The 14,952-nt window shown below is 54.9% G+C and carries 10 protein-coding genes and 1 tRNA gene; 7 read left to right on the forward strand and 4 right to left on the reverse strand.

Features of this window, described 5'->3' with window-relative positions:
* Positions 1-238 precede the first annotated feature (238 nt).
* The 3 genes from H8S47_RS09945 to H8S47_RS09955 all read left to right on the forward strand — a co-directional run bounded on the left by H8S47_RS09945 (position 239) and on the right by H8S47_RS09955 (position 4,242).
* A complete protein-coding gene (locus tag H8S47_RS09945; RefSeq protein WP_187503714.1) occupies positions 239-1,420 on the forward strand; it encodes a tyrosine-type recombinase/integrase in 1,182 nt (393 codons plus the stop codon).
* Positions 1,421-1,564: 144 nt separating this feature from the next.
* Positions 1,565-1,801 (forward strand): helix-turn-helix transcriptional regulator, encoded by a 237-nt coding sequence (locus H8S47_RS19220; protein WP_187503715.1) that lies wholly within the window; start codon positions 1,565-1,567, stop codon positions 1,799-1,801.
* A gap of 1,517 nt (positions 1,802-3,318) precedes the next feature.
* The gene (locus tag H8S47_RS09955; protein WP_187503716.1) at positions 3,319-4,242 is read left to right on the forward strand and encodes an HrgA protein; all 924 of its coding nucleotides are present in this window, start codon (positions 3,319-3,321) and stop codon (positions 4,240-4,242) included.
* Positions 4,243-5,137: 895 nt separating this feature from the next.
* Here H8S47_RS09955 and H8S47_RS09960 read toward each other — a convergent pair.
* Entirely contained in the window at positions 5,138-5,728 is a 591-nt protein-coding gene (locus H8S47_RS09960; protein ID WP_187503717.1) for a recombinase family protein, read from the reverse strand.
* 678 nt (positions 5,729-6,406) lie between these two features.
* Between H8S47_RS09960 and H8S47_RS09970 the strand changes: the two genes are divergently transcribed.
* Both H8S47_RS09970 and H8S47_RS09975 read left to right on the forward strand, forming a co-directional pair.
* Positions 6,407-6,883 (forward strand): ImmA/IrrE family metallo-endopeptidase, encoded by a 477-nt coding sequence (locus H8S47_RS09970; RefSeq protein ID WP_187503719.1) that lies wholly within the window; start codon positions 6,407-6,409, stop codon positions 6,881-6,883.
* Positions 6,884-6,980: 97 nt separating this feature from the next.
* Positions 6,981-8,117, forward strand: coding sequence for an ATP-binding domain-containing protein (locus tag H8S47_RS09975; RefSeq protein ID WP_187503720.1), 1,137 nt, complete (start codon positions 6,981-6,983; stop codon positions 8,115-8,117).
* 1,780 nt (positions 8,118-9,897) lie between these two features.
* Here the strand turns inward: H8S47_RS09975 and H8S47_RS09980 are convergent.
* Entirely contained in the window at positions 9,898-11,085 is a 1,188-nt protein-coding gene (locus H8S47_RS09980) for a site-specific DNA-methyltransferase (protein WP_187503721.1), read from the reverse strand.
* Between the two features lie 52 nt (positions 11,086-11,137).
* Between H8S47_RS09980 and H8S47_RS09985 the strand changes: the two genes are divergently transcribed.
* A complete protein-coding gene (locus tag H8S47_RS09985) occupies positions 11,138-12,526 on the forward strand; it encodes a DNA adenine methylase (protein ID WP_187503722.1) in 1,389 nt (462 codons plus the stop codon).
* Here the strand turns inward: H8S47_RS09985 and H8S47_RS09990 are convergent.
* Both H8S47_RS09990 and H8S47_RS09995 read right to left on the reverse strand, forming a co-directional pair.
* Positions 12,521-13,588 carry a phospholipase D family protein gene (locus H8S47_RS09990; protein WP_187503723.1) on the reverse strand — a complete coding sequence of 356 codons (1,068 nt, stop codon included), beginning with the start codon at positions 13,586-13,588 and terminating at the stop codon, positions 12,521-12,523. The two genes, H8S47_RS09985 and H8S47_RS09990, sit on opposite strands and share 6 nt — an antisense overlap.
* A 112-nt stretch (positions 13,589-13,700) precedes the next feature.
* Positions 13,701-13,793 (reverse strand) — tRNA-Ser (locus H8S47_RS09995).
* A 336-nt stretch (positions 13,794-14,129) separates the two neighbouring features.
* Here H8S47_RS09995 and H8S47_RS10000 point away from each other — a divergent pair.
* Positions 14,130-14,900, forward strand: a complete 771-nt coding sequence (locus H8S47_RS10000) for a DUF1134 domain-containing protein (protein WP_187503724.1) — start codon at positions 14,130-14,132, stop codon at positions 14,898-14,900.
* The last annotated feature ends 52 nt before the right edge of the window (positions 14,901-14,952 follow it).

A 14,952-nucleotide genomic window follows, 5' to 3' on the forward strand; every position in this document is an offset into this window, starting at 1 on the left:
GGCAGTCCAAAAGATCGGGCACAGAACGAGAAGTAAAAACGCTCTTCCGTGAGGATCGGAGATGCTAGCGCAGGCAGGCCAATTTGGCGGAGACGGAGTCTGCTATCGCTACGTCCGGCAAGAGCCGTTCAGAGCCCAGGAGCCATTGTTTTACAGTATCTTACCTAATGTCTGTTCCGATAGCTTCCGTAGTGATCTGCCCTATTCCATATCTTTATGTTGGGCGGTATGTTCCAGCATGAGCGGTATCAAACCTACGGGTAAACACCTTGAGAAGCGCCTATCGGCGCAAGCGGTTCGAGCCCTGAACGTTCCTGGTCTTCATGGGGACGGTAATGGGCTGTATCTGAAAGTTCGGGCTAACGGGGCAAAGCAATGGATTCAGCGTATAGTGATCGGCGACGAGCGTAGAGATCTTGGCTTAGGGTCTGTAACCCTTGTTAGCCTCGCAGATGCCCGAGAGAAGGCCTTAGAGAACCGAAAGCTTGCTCGAGCGGGTGTAGACCCCCTAGCGGCAAAAAAGCGCTCTATGGAGGTTCTAACGTTCAAGGCCGCCACCGAGAAAGTTCACGAACTGTCAAAGCCTACATGGCGTAACGACAAGCACGGCGATCAGTGGCTGAATACCTTGACTACCTATGCCTTTCCTTTCTTCGGGTCGAAGCGGATCGATACGGTTACGGGGGCAGACGTACTTGCTGCGCTGTCGGCGATATGGAGTTCACATCCTGAAACAGCACGCCGTGTAAAGCAACGGATCGGAACGGTATTCAAGTGGGCGATGGCGAACGGTTGGCGTGCGGACAACCCGGCAGAGACGATAAGCAAGGCACTTCCGAAACACGACCGTTCGAACGTCAAACATCGCCAAGCTTTGCCATATGATGCAGTGGAAGCAGCTATTGCGACCGTTAGGGGAAGCGAAGCAGGTACAGGTACCAAGCTTGCCTTTGAGTTTCTTGTTCTGACGGCAACCCGGTCGGGAGAGACGCGGGAAGCTGTGTGGAGCGAGTTTGACCTCGACAAGGCTGTTTGGACGATCCCGGCAGCGCGCATGAAGGCCAAGAGGCTCCACCGGGTTCCGCTGCCGCCGCGCTGCATCGCCATCTTGGAAGAAGCACAAACACTCAGGCGCGCCGACGACGATTTGGTCTTCCCCGGCACTAAGGACAAGAAGCCCCTATCAGATATGACTCTATCAAAGCTTATGAAGGAACTCAGCATACCCGCCGTTCCCCATGGGTTTCGCTCCTCGTTCAGAGATTGGGCAGGTGAGCAGACGAATCACCCTCGCGAGGTCGTCGAGTTCGCCCTCGCCCATGTCATCAAAGACAAAGCGGAAGCCGCCTACGCGCGGTCTGATCTTTTCGACAAGAGGCGCGGGCTAATGAAAGATTGGTGCAGCTACCTGTGTAGCTAGCCACTATTATTAGAAACTATACCAAGGAATCCATTCTTTGATATCAAAGTAACGTGATGGACACAAAGGCTGCACGAGCCTTGAACGTATCTTGCGGAACCTCGCAAAACTTATCATCTTTAGCTCATCACATGGAGCACAAAGATGAGCGAAACACTTCTACCTCGGCATATCGTTGAACGGCGGACCGGCCTGAAACGCACCACGATCTACTCAATGATGAAGCAACGCCGGTTTCCAACTCCCGTTCGGGTTGGCATACGAGCCGTCCGCTGGCGCGAAAGCGATATCAGCAGCTTTGTTCGTAATCCTACAGAATGGGCTCTCAATTACGCGCTACACGGCGGCAGCGGGTCGCATTCTGACAAGGGGGCACAGTAACAATGGAAACCCAAGTCCGAGTTAGCGCAAGCGGCCCAGCGAAGGGGGCGATAAAGCAATCCATCGGAGGCCTTCTGGTTAGCCTTGGCTTCATACGAAGGGGAACAGCCGAGTTCTCTAGACCGGGCAACATAACCCCCGAGGAGGCTCGAGCGATAATAGAAGGTTGTTATGACATCGAGACAGCCAACTCACCTTCACGAATCGTTACGCTGCATGTTCTATCCGAGCTGACTGTCATGATTCTACGACGGCATCGACATCGGTCTATTTGATGTAATGCTACTATCGTAGACACACCTCCACCTCCGCTAGGGTGATACCAGTTAGAAGCTTATCCAATTATAAGAATGGTTATGTTTCTTCCATGGTAATTCACGCGGAATCTTACACCCGAGATCCTTTTGACAATTTCTAATATAACCTAACTGCTACTTGCTGCATCCCCTTGAAAGAGAAGAGACGGAAGCCACGCCGCGTGTGATACCTAGTGAAACCACTAGGAGAGTATCAGCCCATTATACGTTAGGTTTTCCCTTCGAACTATCTCTGCTCAGCCGGGGGGTCGGAGGTTAGCCCGAAGGCCTATAGTTCCCCAAAGAAATCAACTTGCCATCGCAGCAAGGGGTACGATGAAAGCGCTTATAGCTTAGGCCTGCTGCATATCGGCGGTTAGGCCTTCGCGAAGCTAGGTTGCTATCGGTATAAGTTGCTCGATTGATCCGGCCCAATCGGAAGGCGCTATGGCTTGGCCTGTTTAGAGACGTGCTAACCGTTGACAATGGTCGTCTATCAATCAAGTATACTCAATAACCGTCCAACACGCAATATACGGACGATAGGTCAGATGTTAACTTTGTTCAGAACCTTAACTAAGTTTAACGTTACTTAGTTTATGTAAGTATCTCTCACCTAAATATAGCTAAATACCTTTTGCACATCCGAGCCGATGTTCGGGTCAGGATATGGCGTTGGAGCATAGTGCCACCGTTCACTGACACAAGCGCTAGTACCCTGTGGCCTTCTCCTGACCCCTTGAAGCCCAAGTGTGAGGCCCCACCTTTTTCGGCCCGTTCAGTGCGCAACCAACCGTACCAACCTCCGAAGCATTCTCTAGGACTTCACCCCTCACAGCCCTCGAACCGGATCAACTCAGCCGCCCAAAACGGGAGCAGGTCAATGTCTGCGAACTCGACAACGTTCAGTTACCGCTGCTCGAGTTCAAAGCACACACGAACTGTCAAAGACGATCCTCGCGGTCCACGATCACCGCCGGGCCCCGCCCGCCTTCCTCAATCCGCGGTTCAAATCTCTGCTCGTACGAACCAAGAGCTGCACTTGGGGTACCAAGCAGCTTTGGCAGCTGCCCTTCCTAGCCGAAGGGGGGCGCGTCAGCTCTGACTTACGGCATGTCCGTACCGGGCCGCAACCACCCCCCCCCCAGAAGCGTCCTACGCGCTATTGGCTTCGCGATCACATTTAGCCAAGGTGCTGAAAACCCGACCTAGGAGTCCACATTGGCAGCGTCGCTCAAGCTTCGGGAAACCGTCTTCAAATGCCTTTCAATCAAGCCGGGTGCAAAACTGAAAGCTAGGGAGATCGCAGAATGGATTATCGCGGAGTACCCGGAAGAGGTTGCTGCGAAGATCGCTAAGAGCAAGTTTATCACTGATATCAACCAGCTTCGCAATCAGTTGGTTGCCGAAATCGGCGCTAACCGGCCGAATTGGGAAAGTAGGTATTCCTCCTTACGTTCCACTGCGGACAAGCCACGGAGGTATTACTGGACGACCGAGACCGATGAACAAGTCGTCACGGCAGCGGAGTCACTCGACCAAAGCATGCTATCGCTACAGCCTGGACTACTTCCGGAGGCATTGCTCTATGCCAAACTTCGTGAGTTTGTGATTGCCGAGTTTGACGTTGTCACGATGCGAATCGACGAAAAGACTGCTTCAAATAAGAAAGGCCCAAATGCCAACAAGTGGCTGTACCCTGACGTATGCGGCCTACAAAGCAGGATATCCGGATACGGTTCGGAGGTCCTCGACCTGATCAGGCTCGCAGGCGGCAAAAAGGCGACGCTCTGGTCATTCGAAGTGAAGGTCATTCTCAATACATCTAACGTTCGTGAATCCTATTTTCAGACGGTATCTAACTCGTCATGGGCAAACTTTGGTTACCTAGTAGCCTCACAGATCGACGAAAAGGTTATGCCGGAGCTCAGGGTTCTGCATAATCTTCACGGCATTGGCATCATTCAACTGAACCACGAAGACCCCGTAGAAAGCCAGACCCTAATCCCAGCCCTTCAGAAAGAGGAGATCGATTGGGGTGCAATGAACCGGCTCGCCTCAGAGAACGCCGATTTTCGGGAGTATTCTAAGCGGGCAAAGCATTTCTACCAGACTGACGACGCCAACCCAGCGCTTTGGAAATGAAACCTGCATAGCGCGCGGCGTCCGTAGCCTCTCTCCGCTTATGAACACGAGTTCACACTCCGAACGCACAATGTCCGATGACGACTAGTCGCGACACGATAGCGCTTGGCGACCTGTGGTCCGACAATCTTTCAAACTTGGATCGCGCCGAAGCGCACCACGAAACCCGGGGCTTTACCTATGGCTGACACAACAACCGTCACTGTCGCCTTAGGAGCGCTGGCCGGAGCAATCACCCTCATTGGGGCGCTGATCACCAGAGGAAACCTCGTTTCCGGCTTTCGTCAGAGCTGGATCAACGACCAGCGCAACGACTTGGCAATCATCGCTTCCAAGGCCACCATAATTTCTAGCAACTTGGTGTATGATAAGGCACGCGACTTGGAGGCATTCGCACAAGCGATGTCACGGATACGTCTACGAGACAATCCTGATAATCCGGAATGGTCTTATGTCATACCAGAGATCGAGAAGCTTCATCATGAGCTATGGGTCAATCTTAGTAGGTCTCATGATGTTAGCACCAGACTCCGAGATATAGATAGATTGTCTCAAAGGCCGCTAAAGGACAATTGGAAGGTAACTAGCCGAGGCGAATTGATCCATGTCATCGCCTTGGTAGCGGTTGGAATCCTAATAGTGGCTATCGTACTATATGCCGCATTTGTTAGCTTCAATGACAGTGGGAAGATCGACGATTCAAAGCTACAGAGTTCATGCACGGAGCGTGCTGCGCTATCGCCAGTCGCACCAATTGGAACTAATGTTTACATAGAAAACCATATTGAATCCGGCGTATCTGCCGATCGTCTTCGGCAGCCGGATGTAACCGTACACTCAACGCCGAGGGACAGACCGCATAGGCCCAAGGTTTCCCCCGCATGCAAGGCTACGGTCAAGCCCTGACCATAGCGTTACGCTTTTCCACCCGTTGAATTGCCGCGCGCGAAACGCGATACGCCTTTGCTAGCTCAGCGAGGGACACGCCTTTCGATCGGGCGGCGAGGATGTCCCTTTGTTGCTCAATCGATAGGGCTTGTGGACGCCCCAGAGCCTTCCCAGCGGCCTTTGCCCTACTGAGCCCCGCCTGTGTCCGTTCAATTAGCAAATCGCGTTCAAATTCCGCTACGGCGGCGATAACACCCATAGTCATCCGACCGGCAGCGCTGGTTAGGTCAACGCCTCCAAGCGCAAGGCAGTGGACCCGGATGCCCCCGGCTTCCAGCATGTCGACCGTCCCGCGAACGTCGATTGCATTCCGCCCTAAGCGATCCAACTTGGTAACAACGAGCACGTCTCCCGTTTCCAGCCGATCGACCAGCTTGGCAAACCCCTTGCGCTCCATCGCAGCGACGGACCCCGAAACCGTTTCCGCGACCACGCGCTTTGTATCAACATGGAAGCCCGAGCTTTCAATCTCACGAACCTGATTATCTGTCGTCTGGTCGCCAGTGCTAACCCGGCAATAGGCAAAGGTACGTGACATCGTGAAAGCCCCTGTAACGAATCGGTGTATCGCAATTAGCACCTGTATCGATATGAGTCGAGCTTAGTTACGATACACCTGTAGTTGGGGGCTCGTAATCGAACGTTTTCGATAGAGCTCTCCGGCTCGCTAACGCTTCGGGAACGCTTCCTGCTTGAAGTGACGATCTGCCGAATGAGACGGGTCAGTCGCACCTTCGCATAAATGACCGTTGCACTAGAGCAGGCTACATGATCATAGTTGGCGCTGCAAAACAGGGGGACCGTATTTGCCTGGAACTAGTAGCACACCGTCGACAGCGTGGGGGGCATGCACAAAGATTGTCGAAGCAGCTACGAGGAACTGTTCAGCTCCGGTGCCCGCCGCCCCGGCCCAACCCAATTGGGATGCTATGGCGAATTCCTTCTCCGCTCTCTCTTCGGCTTTCGCGTGGGGTTCGCTGCTGCTTGCCGTTATCGCGCTTGTCGCCGGGCTGGCTTGGGGATGGGTAATTACGCAACGGGCAGAAAACGAAGCGAGAACAGAAGCGGAAAAGTGTGCTAACGCCTATATAGCAAAATGGCTGACTGACGAAGCGCCGGGACTCGTAAGAGCCCACGTCGAGAATCTACAGAATGCCACTCTCGGCCGTGGCAACGATGACGAAGCGGCGGACGCTATAGGCGAGGAAGCAGGGTAATGATTGAGCCACTGAAGGTCATAGAGCGCTACTCCGATCGTATCCCCGTGCCTGTCTTCCAGATCATCAAGGATATAGGTCTCGAACTGCGCTTCGAGATTCTTGATGACGAGATATCCGGGTGGATTGAACGGAAAGGGAACGCTTACGAGATCGTCATCAATCAGCGCCATCCACTGACGCGGCGCAGGTTTACCGCAGCGCATGAGCTCGGGCACTATATCTATCACCGGGACTTGTTGGGCGCCGGTACGGGGGACACACGCGCATATCGTGCTGAACACTCGCCTCTACCTAACGCGCTAATACGTCCCAAGCACGAGCGGCAGGCCAACAGCTTTGCCGCAAACCTGCTCATGCCGCCGGAAGCCGTTGCAACGCTCAAAGCGGAGGGGGTCTTGGATACTGACGCCATGGCAGATAGGCTTGAAGTCTCAGAGGGCGCCATGCGGATACGGTTAGGCGACACCGACTAACCTTGGTCCACCGTCATGTGATCATGATGGCTATCCGCTCCGACGCGGCTAAACGGTATGAACTGCCTCAAAATAGATTGGTTCAGGGCGTCAAAGTATGAACGAAACTTGGTGGGTACAACCTGGTCAGCTTGATGAAGAGCAGAAGAAGATCCTGAGATCACCCCCGTCTGACGGTTTACTGGTACTTGGCCCACCCGGATCAGGTAAGACCAACATCTTGATACTTCGAGCTAATTACGTTAGATTCAGCCTACCCCGACTTGTATTCATTACCTTTACTCGAACTCTTGCCGAGTTTCTGAAATCAGGACCATCGATAGGTCGAACAGACCAGATCAAGTCCAACGAGATCAGTACTTTCATGGCGTGGGGACGAAAGCTCTTGTTTGATGCCGGGTTGACGCCCCCTAGCATGAAGGGCGGCTTCAAGAAATCGCGAGCCGCACTTGTCACAGCGCTGAACGAATACATAGCATCAAACAAACCCGGAAAGCTGTACGACGTAATCTTCATAGATGAAGCGCAAGACTTTCAGAAAGATGAGATACTGGTCATGGCAAAGCTAGCCCAGCATATCAATGCGGCTGGCGACTCACGGCAGACCATCTACAAAAACAAGGATGGTCTGAAGGCAATTGAAGATATCGTTACTACAACCGTACAATTAGAGTACCACTATCGAATCGGTGAGAAGATCTGCGTATTCGCAGACCGTATTTTACCGCCAAGTGAAGGTGATCCTCCAATGATAAAGGGTTGTAAGTATGACGAAAAGTCTCGCCCTTCATCGGTAGAACCAGAGTCATGCTCATCCGCTCAAAAACAGTACGAAACCTGCCTAACGAACATAAAGTCACAACTTCGGTACATTGCCGACGAGCCTATTATGGTTATGGCACAAAAGGGGGATGTCAGGGACGCATTTTGGGACGTCTTAGTTGAAGACGGAGAACTTGTTGGTAGATCCATCCGCCAGTCACACGACGAAGGTTACGAAGCGTTCGGGCCAGACTCGCTAATCCGGGTCATGACCATCGCTTCCGCAAAAGGGTCTGAAGCCCGCGCCGTGCACATTCTAGACGCGAACGACTTAGACGCGTCTCTGCGCACACTAGCATTCACGGCAGTAACCCGAGCAAAGACAGAGGTGAAACTTTACCACTCGAAGCCCCTCCCGAGCCATCTAGAAACCCCCCGCGAGACCCTACCTGACCTCAACGATATATTCTAGAAGAGGCATCATGAGACAGACAGCCTATATCGTCGAATGCAGTCGCGAGCAGCTTCCTGAGCTACTCGGGTCGGGCGATGGCACCAAGTTCGCTAAAGCGGATTGGGCACATATGGCGGCAAGAAACGCCCCACCGAGAACCGTGATGCTAGGGTTCTGGGATGCGCCGCTCGGTGATCCGTTTCCAGATTTCATGGTTGTCAGACGTGACGATGTGGCGGACACCTTAGCGTGGCTATCCGCATTTATGGACAGCTTTTCGCCCATTACTCAGTGGTGCCGTATCTGGCCCCGAGAGGTGTTCGGCCGCCTGACTAACGTCCGAGAGCAACCAACTTTAGGCCGCATGCTTGCCCCTTGGGTCGGGGCGATTCTCGCCGAATGTAATGCGCAGAATACGTCCAACACCCCTCTCAAAGAGCTAAGCGGTACTGCGGCGCTTTCCAGCTGCGGATACTCAGCCGCGCGGACGCTCGCGGTGTGGGGTGAATCCATGGACCTTACCGAGCTTGCTAGAAGACATGACGATCTAGGAACGCGACTTAGGGATGTAGCACGCCCAGTAGCCGCTGAAGCGCTTACCCCTCTATGGTACGCCCTCGCGGGAGACCAATGGACTGCCCGCGAACCAAGCTCCGCTGCGACGCTGGCCCCTTACAGACATATCTTTGGCGAACTGAGCAAGGCAGGTCAGATCGACGCAGATCAGATCGTGGACATCTCACAAGATTTCGCGGGTCACTTGGGGCTACAGGACCTCGCAGCTTGTGCCACAGGCCCCCAGGGGCGGCGCGTCGAAGCTTTGGATAGGGTTGCTGACCGATTAGTTAGCGACCTCCGCAATCGCTCAGCTGACGCCGCGTTAGGGCTTGCCGCAAGCTTCATTGATCCAGGTGCCGCGATCCTTCCAGAACTTTTGAAGCGCTACAGCAAGGCTTTTCCGACTGCAGCGATATGGGCAGGTGCCTTTGCAGGCTGCTGGTCACCAATTCGGGTACTTTCAGACTTCGAGGGGTTGGGCCGCATAATAAGTAAGGAGCTGGTCGCACCATCAGACCTCTTCTCTAAGCCCAGAGCGGACGTTGGCTATGAAGAGCTTATACGGTGGGCCTCCGAACCTGGCGCCAGAATTCCTGTAAGAGGGCTTGTATCGCGAAGTATACAAGTTGAAGTGTTGCCTGGCATCGCGGCTCCATTCGCGCTACCGCGCGACAATAACAGAGCCCAATCAGGTTACATCAACGCAGTTAAGCAACGATCACTAGATCTTGCCGTACACGAACGTCCGGCGAAGCAGGCAACTCCAGAGCCGCAGAGTGAGTGGTTACAAGCGATCCAAACCCTTCGCGATAGGATGGACGAGATCGAACGCTCGCTTAGAACGCGTGAAAAGCCTACGCGAAAGACCGCATCCCGCTCAACTACCAATCGTGGACAGTCAAAAACTTGAGCCTAAGATGGCGTCACCATAGCGCTACATGCCGGAACTAGCAAAGAAACGTCGGTTGGCATAACGCCCCCCCGGTAGCGCTCACGCATAACGCCAGCCCCGGCGGCACGATACCGACTGATGCTTTCGGTCATAAAGATTGGGTAGTACGGCATCTGCCCGGAGCGTTAGTCAGCGGACCGCGCCCGTAGGCAGCAAGGTTATAGGCCGCCAATAACGCACTTTAGCAAGTACATCAGAGTTCAACGCAACCAACGTTTTTGAGGAGCTCGCAGGCGATTGTTACATGAGCTAAAGGGCGCGCGGGGCAAGCTATAGATCTCGCGTTGGTTAGACTGCCCGGAAGAACTCAAAGCCGCCCCCTCCCGTCCAACCGACAGCTTCGGACACGCCTCCCCTCTCCCCGCCGCACGCTTGCCGCAACCGACTACAGCAGTGCGTAACGGCATGGTCCCCAGCCTCAATGCCGATGAACCGCCTGCCGGTTTTGATCGCAACGGCACCTGTGGTTCCCGACCCGAGATACGCATCAAGGACTAAATCCCCCGGATCGGTTGCGATATGGATTATTCTGTCGACCAGTTGCTCCGGCTTCGGAGTATCGAAGACATCGAGACCGCATGTAACCGACAAAACATGCCTCTTTGCCGTCTCCGTAGTCCCGACTTCATCAGCCGTCCAAAGTGATTGTGGCGCCATTCCCATTTTTGCTACCGACAGAAACTTCTTTATGCGCGGCGATCCGTCACCCTTCTTACCAAAGTAGATGTTGCCCAGAGCAATCTGCTCGTTCATCTTTGCCTTGTTGTAAACCCAACAGCGTCCGCGAGGTGGGTTGAATACCTTTCCGGTCGGGCCGGTGATAGAGTAGAACTGACTCGCAGTCGCATGACCGTCTTGCACGTTTGCAGAAACTGACTGCCAAGGCCCCCTAGGGTCATCATCATGATTATTGTACCTTGCCAACATTTCGTTCGAGGCTGGTAATAGATTACGAGCTTTCTTGAACGCTTTTATGTCTCTAGCAATGCATAAGATATATTCATGATTATTGGAGAATACCTTACGGTTCTCTCTGCTCTTACGGTGATTCCAAACGATCGTGGTAACAAAGTTATCGCGGCCGAAGACTTCCTCAGCCATAAGGCGCATGTAATGCACCTCTCGGTCATCGATCGAAATCCAAAGCGAACCATCGGCAGTAAGCAGGTCACGCAGGAGCGGTAATCGCAGCCGAATATGCTCCATCCACTTTGAATGAGCCTGTTTGTCGTCGTAGTGCAGAAAGTTCTCGCCGTTGTTGTACGGCGGATCAATGTATATACACCGCACTTGCTGATGAAAATCAGACGCGATTGCCTTTAGAACGTCAAGATTGTCACCGTGAATTACCGCGTTGCCGTCAGTGTTAGGCACGACAGAATGCTTCGCGACGCGCTTGAAGCCTCCCGCACCCACCAGCGTAGCGCTTGGATGCAGCGGGGTGAGCGCTTCTGCCCGGGCGGATCGAACTGACATATGGACCTCGGTCTAGAATGCGTTAGGAAGCGCGTCTTAGTTTTTGCCGGGGTTGGAATTGCTCATATCGGATTCGAGCGCAAGCGAGCTTATCGACGACACGGCCCGTACGGGCGCTTCCGGAACTACCAACGACCACTTTCGACCCATCCACTATATCGGCAGCAAGCTGCGGATGCTGCCGTCGATTTTGGACGCGCTCGACCGTGTCGACCCTTCTGGCGGCCCTGTGTGCGATCTGTTCGCAGGATCAGGTACCGTGTCGTTCGCTGCGGCGAGACGCCGTAAGGTAATTGCGGTTGATATACAGGCGTACTCGCGCGTGCTTTGCAGCGCGGTAATCGGCGGCTCCCCCCCTCCATCTGAGCTACGTCATGACGTCGAAACTAGCCGTCGGCTTATAGAATTGAACGAAGCCGCTCGTCCGCTGCTTGCCATTGAACGGGCGGCGCTTGTTGAAGCCGCGAAAGGACGCCCGGACTCGCTATGCGAAGTCGTGGAACATGGCTCGATACTAGAAATGCAGATGGGGGGGACGCCGCACACTAATGCCCTTAATCGGGCAAAGCTTCTAACACTCAGGAATCTGAAAGATTCTGGAATAGACGGCGTCGAATCTGTCTGCCTTCGCCATTATGGAGGAACATTCTTCTCATACCAGCAGGCATTGACCCTGGACGCTGCTGTGAAGACCTGCAGGGTTGGCTACGCTGGCAACGATATAGCGCTAGCCGTCGTGTTGGGAACGGCCTCGCAGATCGTCAATACGGTCGGAAAGCAGTTCGCCCAGCCTCTGCAGCCACGCTCTAAGGACGGAAGCGTCAAGCTACATCTTCTACGCAAAATGATGTCGGACAGATCGAAAGGCACGCTCGAAACTCTTGATGAGGTTGAGCGCCAGTATGCGAAGTTACCTAGCCCGGCGTCACCTGACAACCTTGCTTACAAAGCTGATTACCTTGACGCTCTGCGCGACCTCGGGGGTGCCGTATCCGTAGTGTACGCCGATCCACCCTATACGCGTGATCATTACAGTCGGTTTTATCATGTTCTAGAGACCATCGCATTGGGCGACGATCCTGAGGTGTCTATGAGCAACCTTGGAATGGGAAGCCGTGTGAGCCGTGGTATGTATCGCGCCGACCGCCACCAGTCAGACTTTTGTATCAAGTCGAAAGCGCCTTCTGCGTTCAGAGCGCTGTTCGAGGGCGTGAAAACACTAAAGGTCCCGCTGGTACTATCATACTCGTCGTTCGATGATACAGTCGAAGGCCGTCCTCGCGTTTTGGCGCTTAACGACTTGCTTGGGATTGCTAGGACCGTCTTCACGCGTGTAGATGTCAATATTGTTTCTGCTCTCACCCATAGCAAACTCAACAGTGACAAGCTGAATAAGGATGCCGGCGGTACATCGGAGGTTTTGATAAGCTGCCAGCTATAGTATCGGACAAGTCGGCCAAACACTCGCTAAAACCGGCGCTGTTGTCTCGATCCTACGCATTACACGCTCCTTTGGATGACCAGCATCCAACCAATCTTTTATAGCACTGTATCCATCGTCACCCGGCACAATGAACAAGTAATTGAACGTGTCCTCAGCAACTGACTCAAATATGAGTATGGGGCGATCGTTTGGGTACGGGCCGACGACGCCCCGAACCTCAAACCTAAAGTTTTGGCTCTTGACCGAAACGGCCTCAGAGACTTCCAAGGCCCCAACCTGACCATCTTTCCCGACGGGATGGAGATAAATCGTCTTGCCGTCATCGATATCAACACCAAAGTACCCTTGATAGGTACTTTTATCGAATCCTACTTGACTGAGCCGATTCTTGTTTCTGGGAACTTCGGCAATCAGCATCCGATTCAGCCCAAGCTGATGCTTGATCTCAGCAACGATTTCGTCAACCGCATCCTCTTGCTCGACAGCTATCTCGGCTATGCGCTTCAGCTTTTGCCGTGTAAGCTTATTACGGTTCGCTAGAGCCGCCACCTCATGATCGTCGACAGGCTTGAGACTATTAGCCGAGCCGGCCTTCCATGTACCCCACTCCGACTTCAGCTGAGAAACGGCAGCAACGTCGAGGTTTTGAACCGAGAATGCTTCCCAGTTTAACTTGAGGCCTCCTTGCGTAAGGTTTCCCGAACCGGTTAGCGCTCTTCCGGTACCATCAGGGTAGACGAAGCACATCACTTTCGGATGAAAGATTGAACCCGCCTTTTTGTGAACGAAGACCGCTACCGCTAGGTTCGGGTAGAGCATTCCCGCAGCCTTGAACGCATCGATAGCCGACGTGTCCGTTATGGCGTCAATGCCGATCACAAGTTCGACAGGGCCACCAGCTAGCAAAGCCTTCATATTCGCGGACGAGGTTAGAAGCTGGATACCGCTGGCGCTAGCGAACGCGAACGCGCCGAATGCTTCAACCGCGCCGTCAGCGGCTTCAGTGAGGGAGACGATCAACGGGTTCGCCCCGCTATCAGGCCGCTGAATGAGCCACATCGTAGAGTCCCCCCTGTAACTGCCTATCCGCCAACGCATGTTGGTCAGATTGTTGGACACCGAATGCCCGGCGAAAGAAAATCGTTAAATTTGAGCAGGTTACAAGCGCCGCTGGCGGAGACGGAGGGATTCGAACCCTCGGTACCAGTAAACCCGGTACGGCGGTTTAGCAAACCGCTGGTTTCAGCCACTCACCCACGTCTCCGGCTGCAGCAGATGCGGGGCTATAGCGAGGGTCGGTGCAGGGGGCAACGCCTGTAATGGGTCGGGTTCGCGAATTCCGGTATTCCTCGGGCCGGCCTCGGTTCCGACCACCGCATCCGCGCCGTGATAACCCCGAAACCCGCAAGCCCAGATCCCTATCTTCCGCATTCCCGCCATTCACCCCGTATTCGCCCAAATTCGACACGGGCGCCCGGTTCGTTCATTGCGCGGCAAGGCCGACGTTGGTTAACTTAGGCAGCGACGGGTATCCCGGTGGTCAATCCGCCGTCTCGGGCCGCCGTCACGGGACGCCTTAGTATTTTGGGGATCGATCGACATGCGTAGCGTCTGGCTTGGCCTGGGTGCCCTTGCGGCAGCCGTTTGCGGGGGCACCGCGTCGGCGCAGGTCCGCACGATCGATCCCAACCAGGCGATCGACGGCGATCTTTCCGCTCAAGCCTATCGGGCGCCGTCGCGCCCGCAGGCGACCACGCAGCCGTCGCGCCCCGCGCCGGATCCGACCTATCCCGAGACGCCGCCCCAGGACGTGCCGCCCCCGCCGCCCGTCCAGACGCCCACCGCCCCGACCCCGGAAACGCGCGCCGAGGCCACCATGCAGGCCGCCGACACCTATCAGCGCGACGACCTGCTCGCGGCGGGCGAAGGCGTGTTCGGCAAGGGCGCAGCCGGCCTGGGCGGCATCCTCGAGAACATCCTCAAGGACCAGGGCCAGCCCAACGCGTACATTGCCGGGCGCGAGGCCTCGGGCGCGTTCATCCTCGGCGTCCGCTATGGCTCCGGGATCATGAGCCACAAGGTCGAGGGCCAGCAGCCGGTCTACTGGACCGGCCCCTCGGTCGGTTTCGACATAGGCGGCGACGCGAACAAGGTCTTCGTGCTGGTCTACAACCTCTACGACACCGAGGAACTCTACAAACGCTTCCCCGCCGTCGAAGGCCGACTGTACCTGGTCGGCGGTTTCGCCGCGACGTATCTCCGCCGCGGCAACGTCGTCCTGATCCCGATCCGCCTAGGCGTCGGCTGGCGGGCAGGCGTGAACGTCGGATACATGAACATCACGCACAAGAGCCGGTGGCTGCCGTTTTAGGCGAAGCGCGGCAGCGGGCCACGCCCCGCTGACTCGCGCGAGCCCGGCCGGC

This window comes from Sphingomonas albertensis, assembly GCF_014358075.1.
GTDB lineage: Bacteria > Pseudomonadota > Alphaproteobacteria > Sphingomonadales > Sphingomonadaceae > Sphingomonas > Sphingomonas albertensis.

Coding starts and splice junctions, on each gene's coding strand:
- H8S47_RS09945 (WP_187503714.1), top strand. CDS start 239: ATGAGCGGTATCAAACCTACGGGTAAACACCTTGAGAAGCGCCTATCG.
- H8S47_RS19220 (WP_187503715.1), top strand. CDS start 1,565: ATGAGCGAAACACTTCTACCTCGGCATATCGTTGAACGGCGGACCGGC.
- H8S47_RS09960 (WP_187503717.1), bottom strand. CDS start 5,728: ATGTCACGTACCTTTGCCTATTGCCGGGTTAGCACTGGCGACCAGACG.
- H8S47_RS09970 (WP_187503719.1), top strand. CDS start 6,407: ATGATTGAGCCACTGAAGGTCATAGAGCGCTACTCCGATCGTATCCCC.
- H8S47_RS09975 (WP_187503720.1), top strand. CDS start 6,981: ATGAACGAAACTTGGTGGGTACAACCTGGTCAGCTTGATGAAGAGCAG.
- H8S47_RS09980 (WP_187503721.1), bottom strand. CDS start 11,085: ATGTCAGTTCGATCCGCCCGGGCAGAAGCGCTCACCCCGCTGCATCCA.
- H8S47_RS09990 (WP_187503723.1), bottom strand. CDS start 13,588: ATGTGGCTCATTCAGCGGCCTGATAGCGGGGCGAACCCGTTGATCGTC.
- H8S47_RS10000 (WP_187503724.1), top strand. CDS start 14,130: ATGCGTAGCGTCTGGCTTGGCCTGGGTGCCCTTGCGGCAGCCGTTTGC.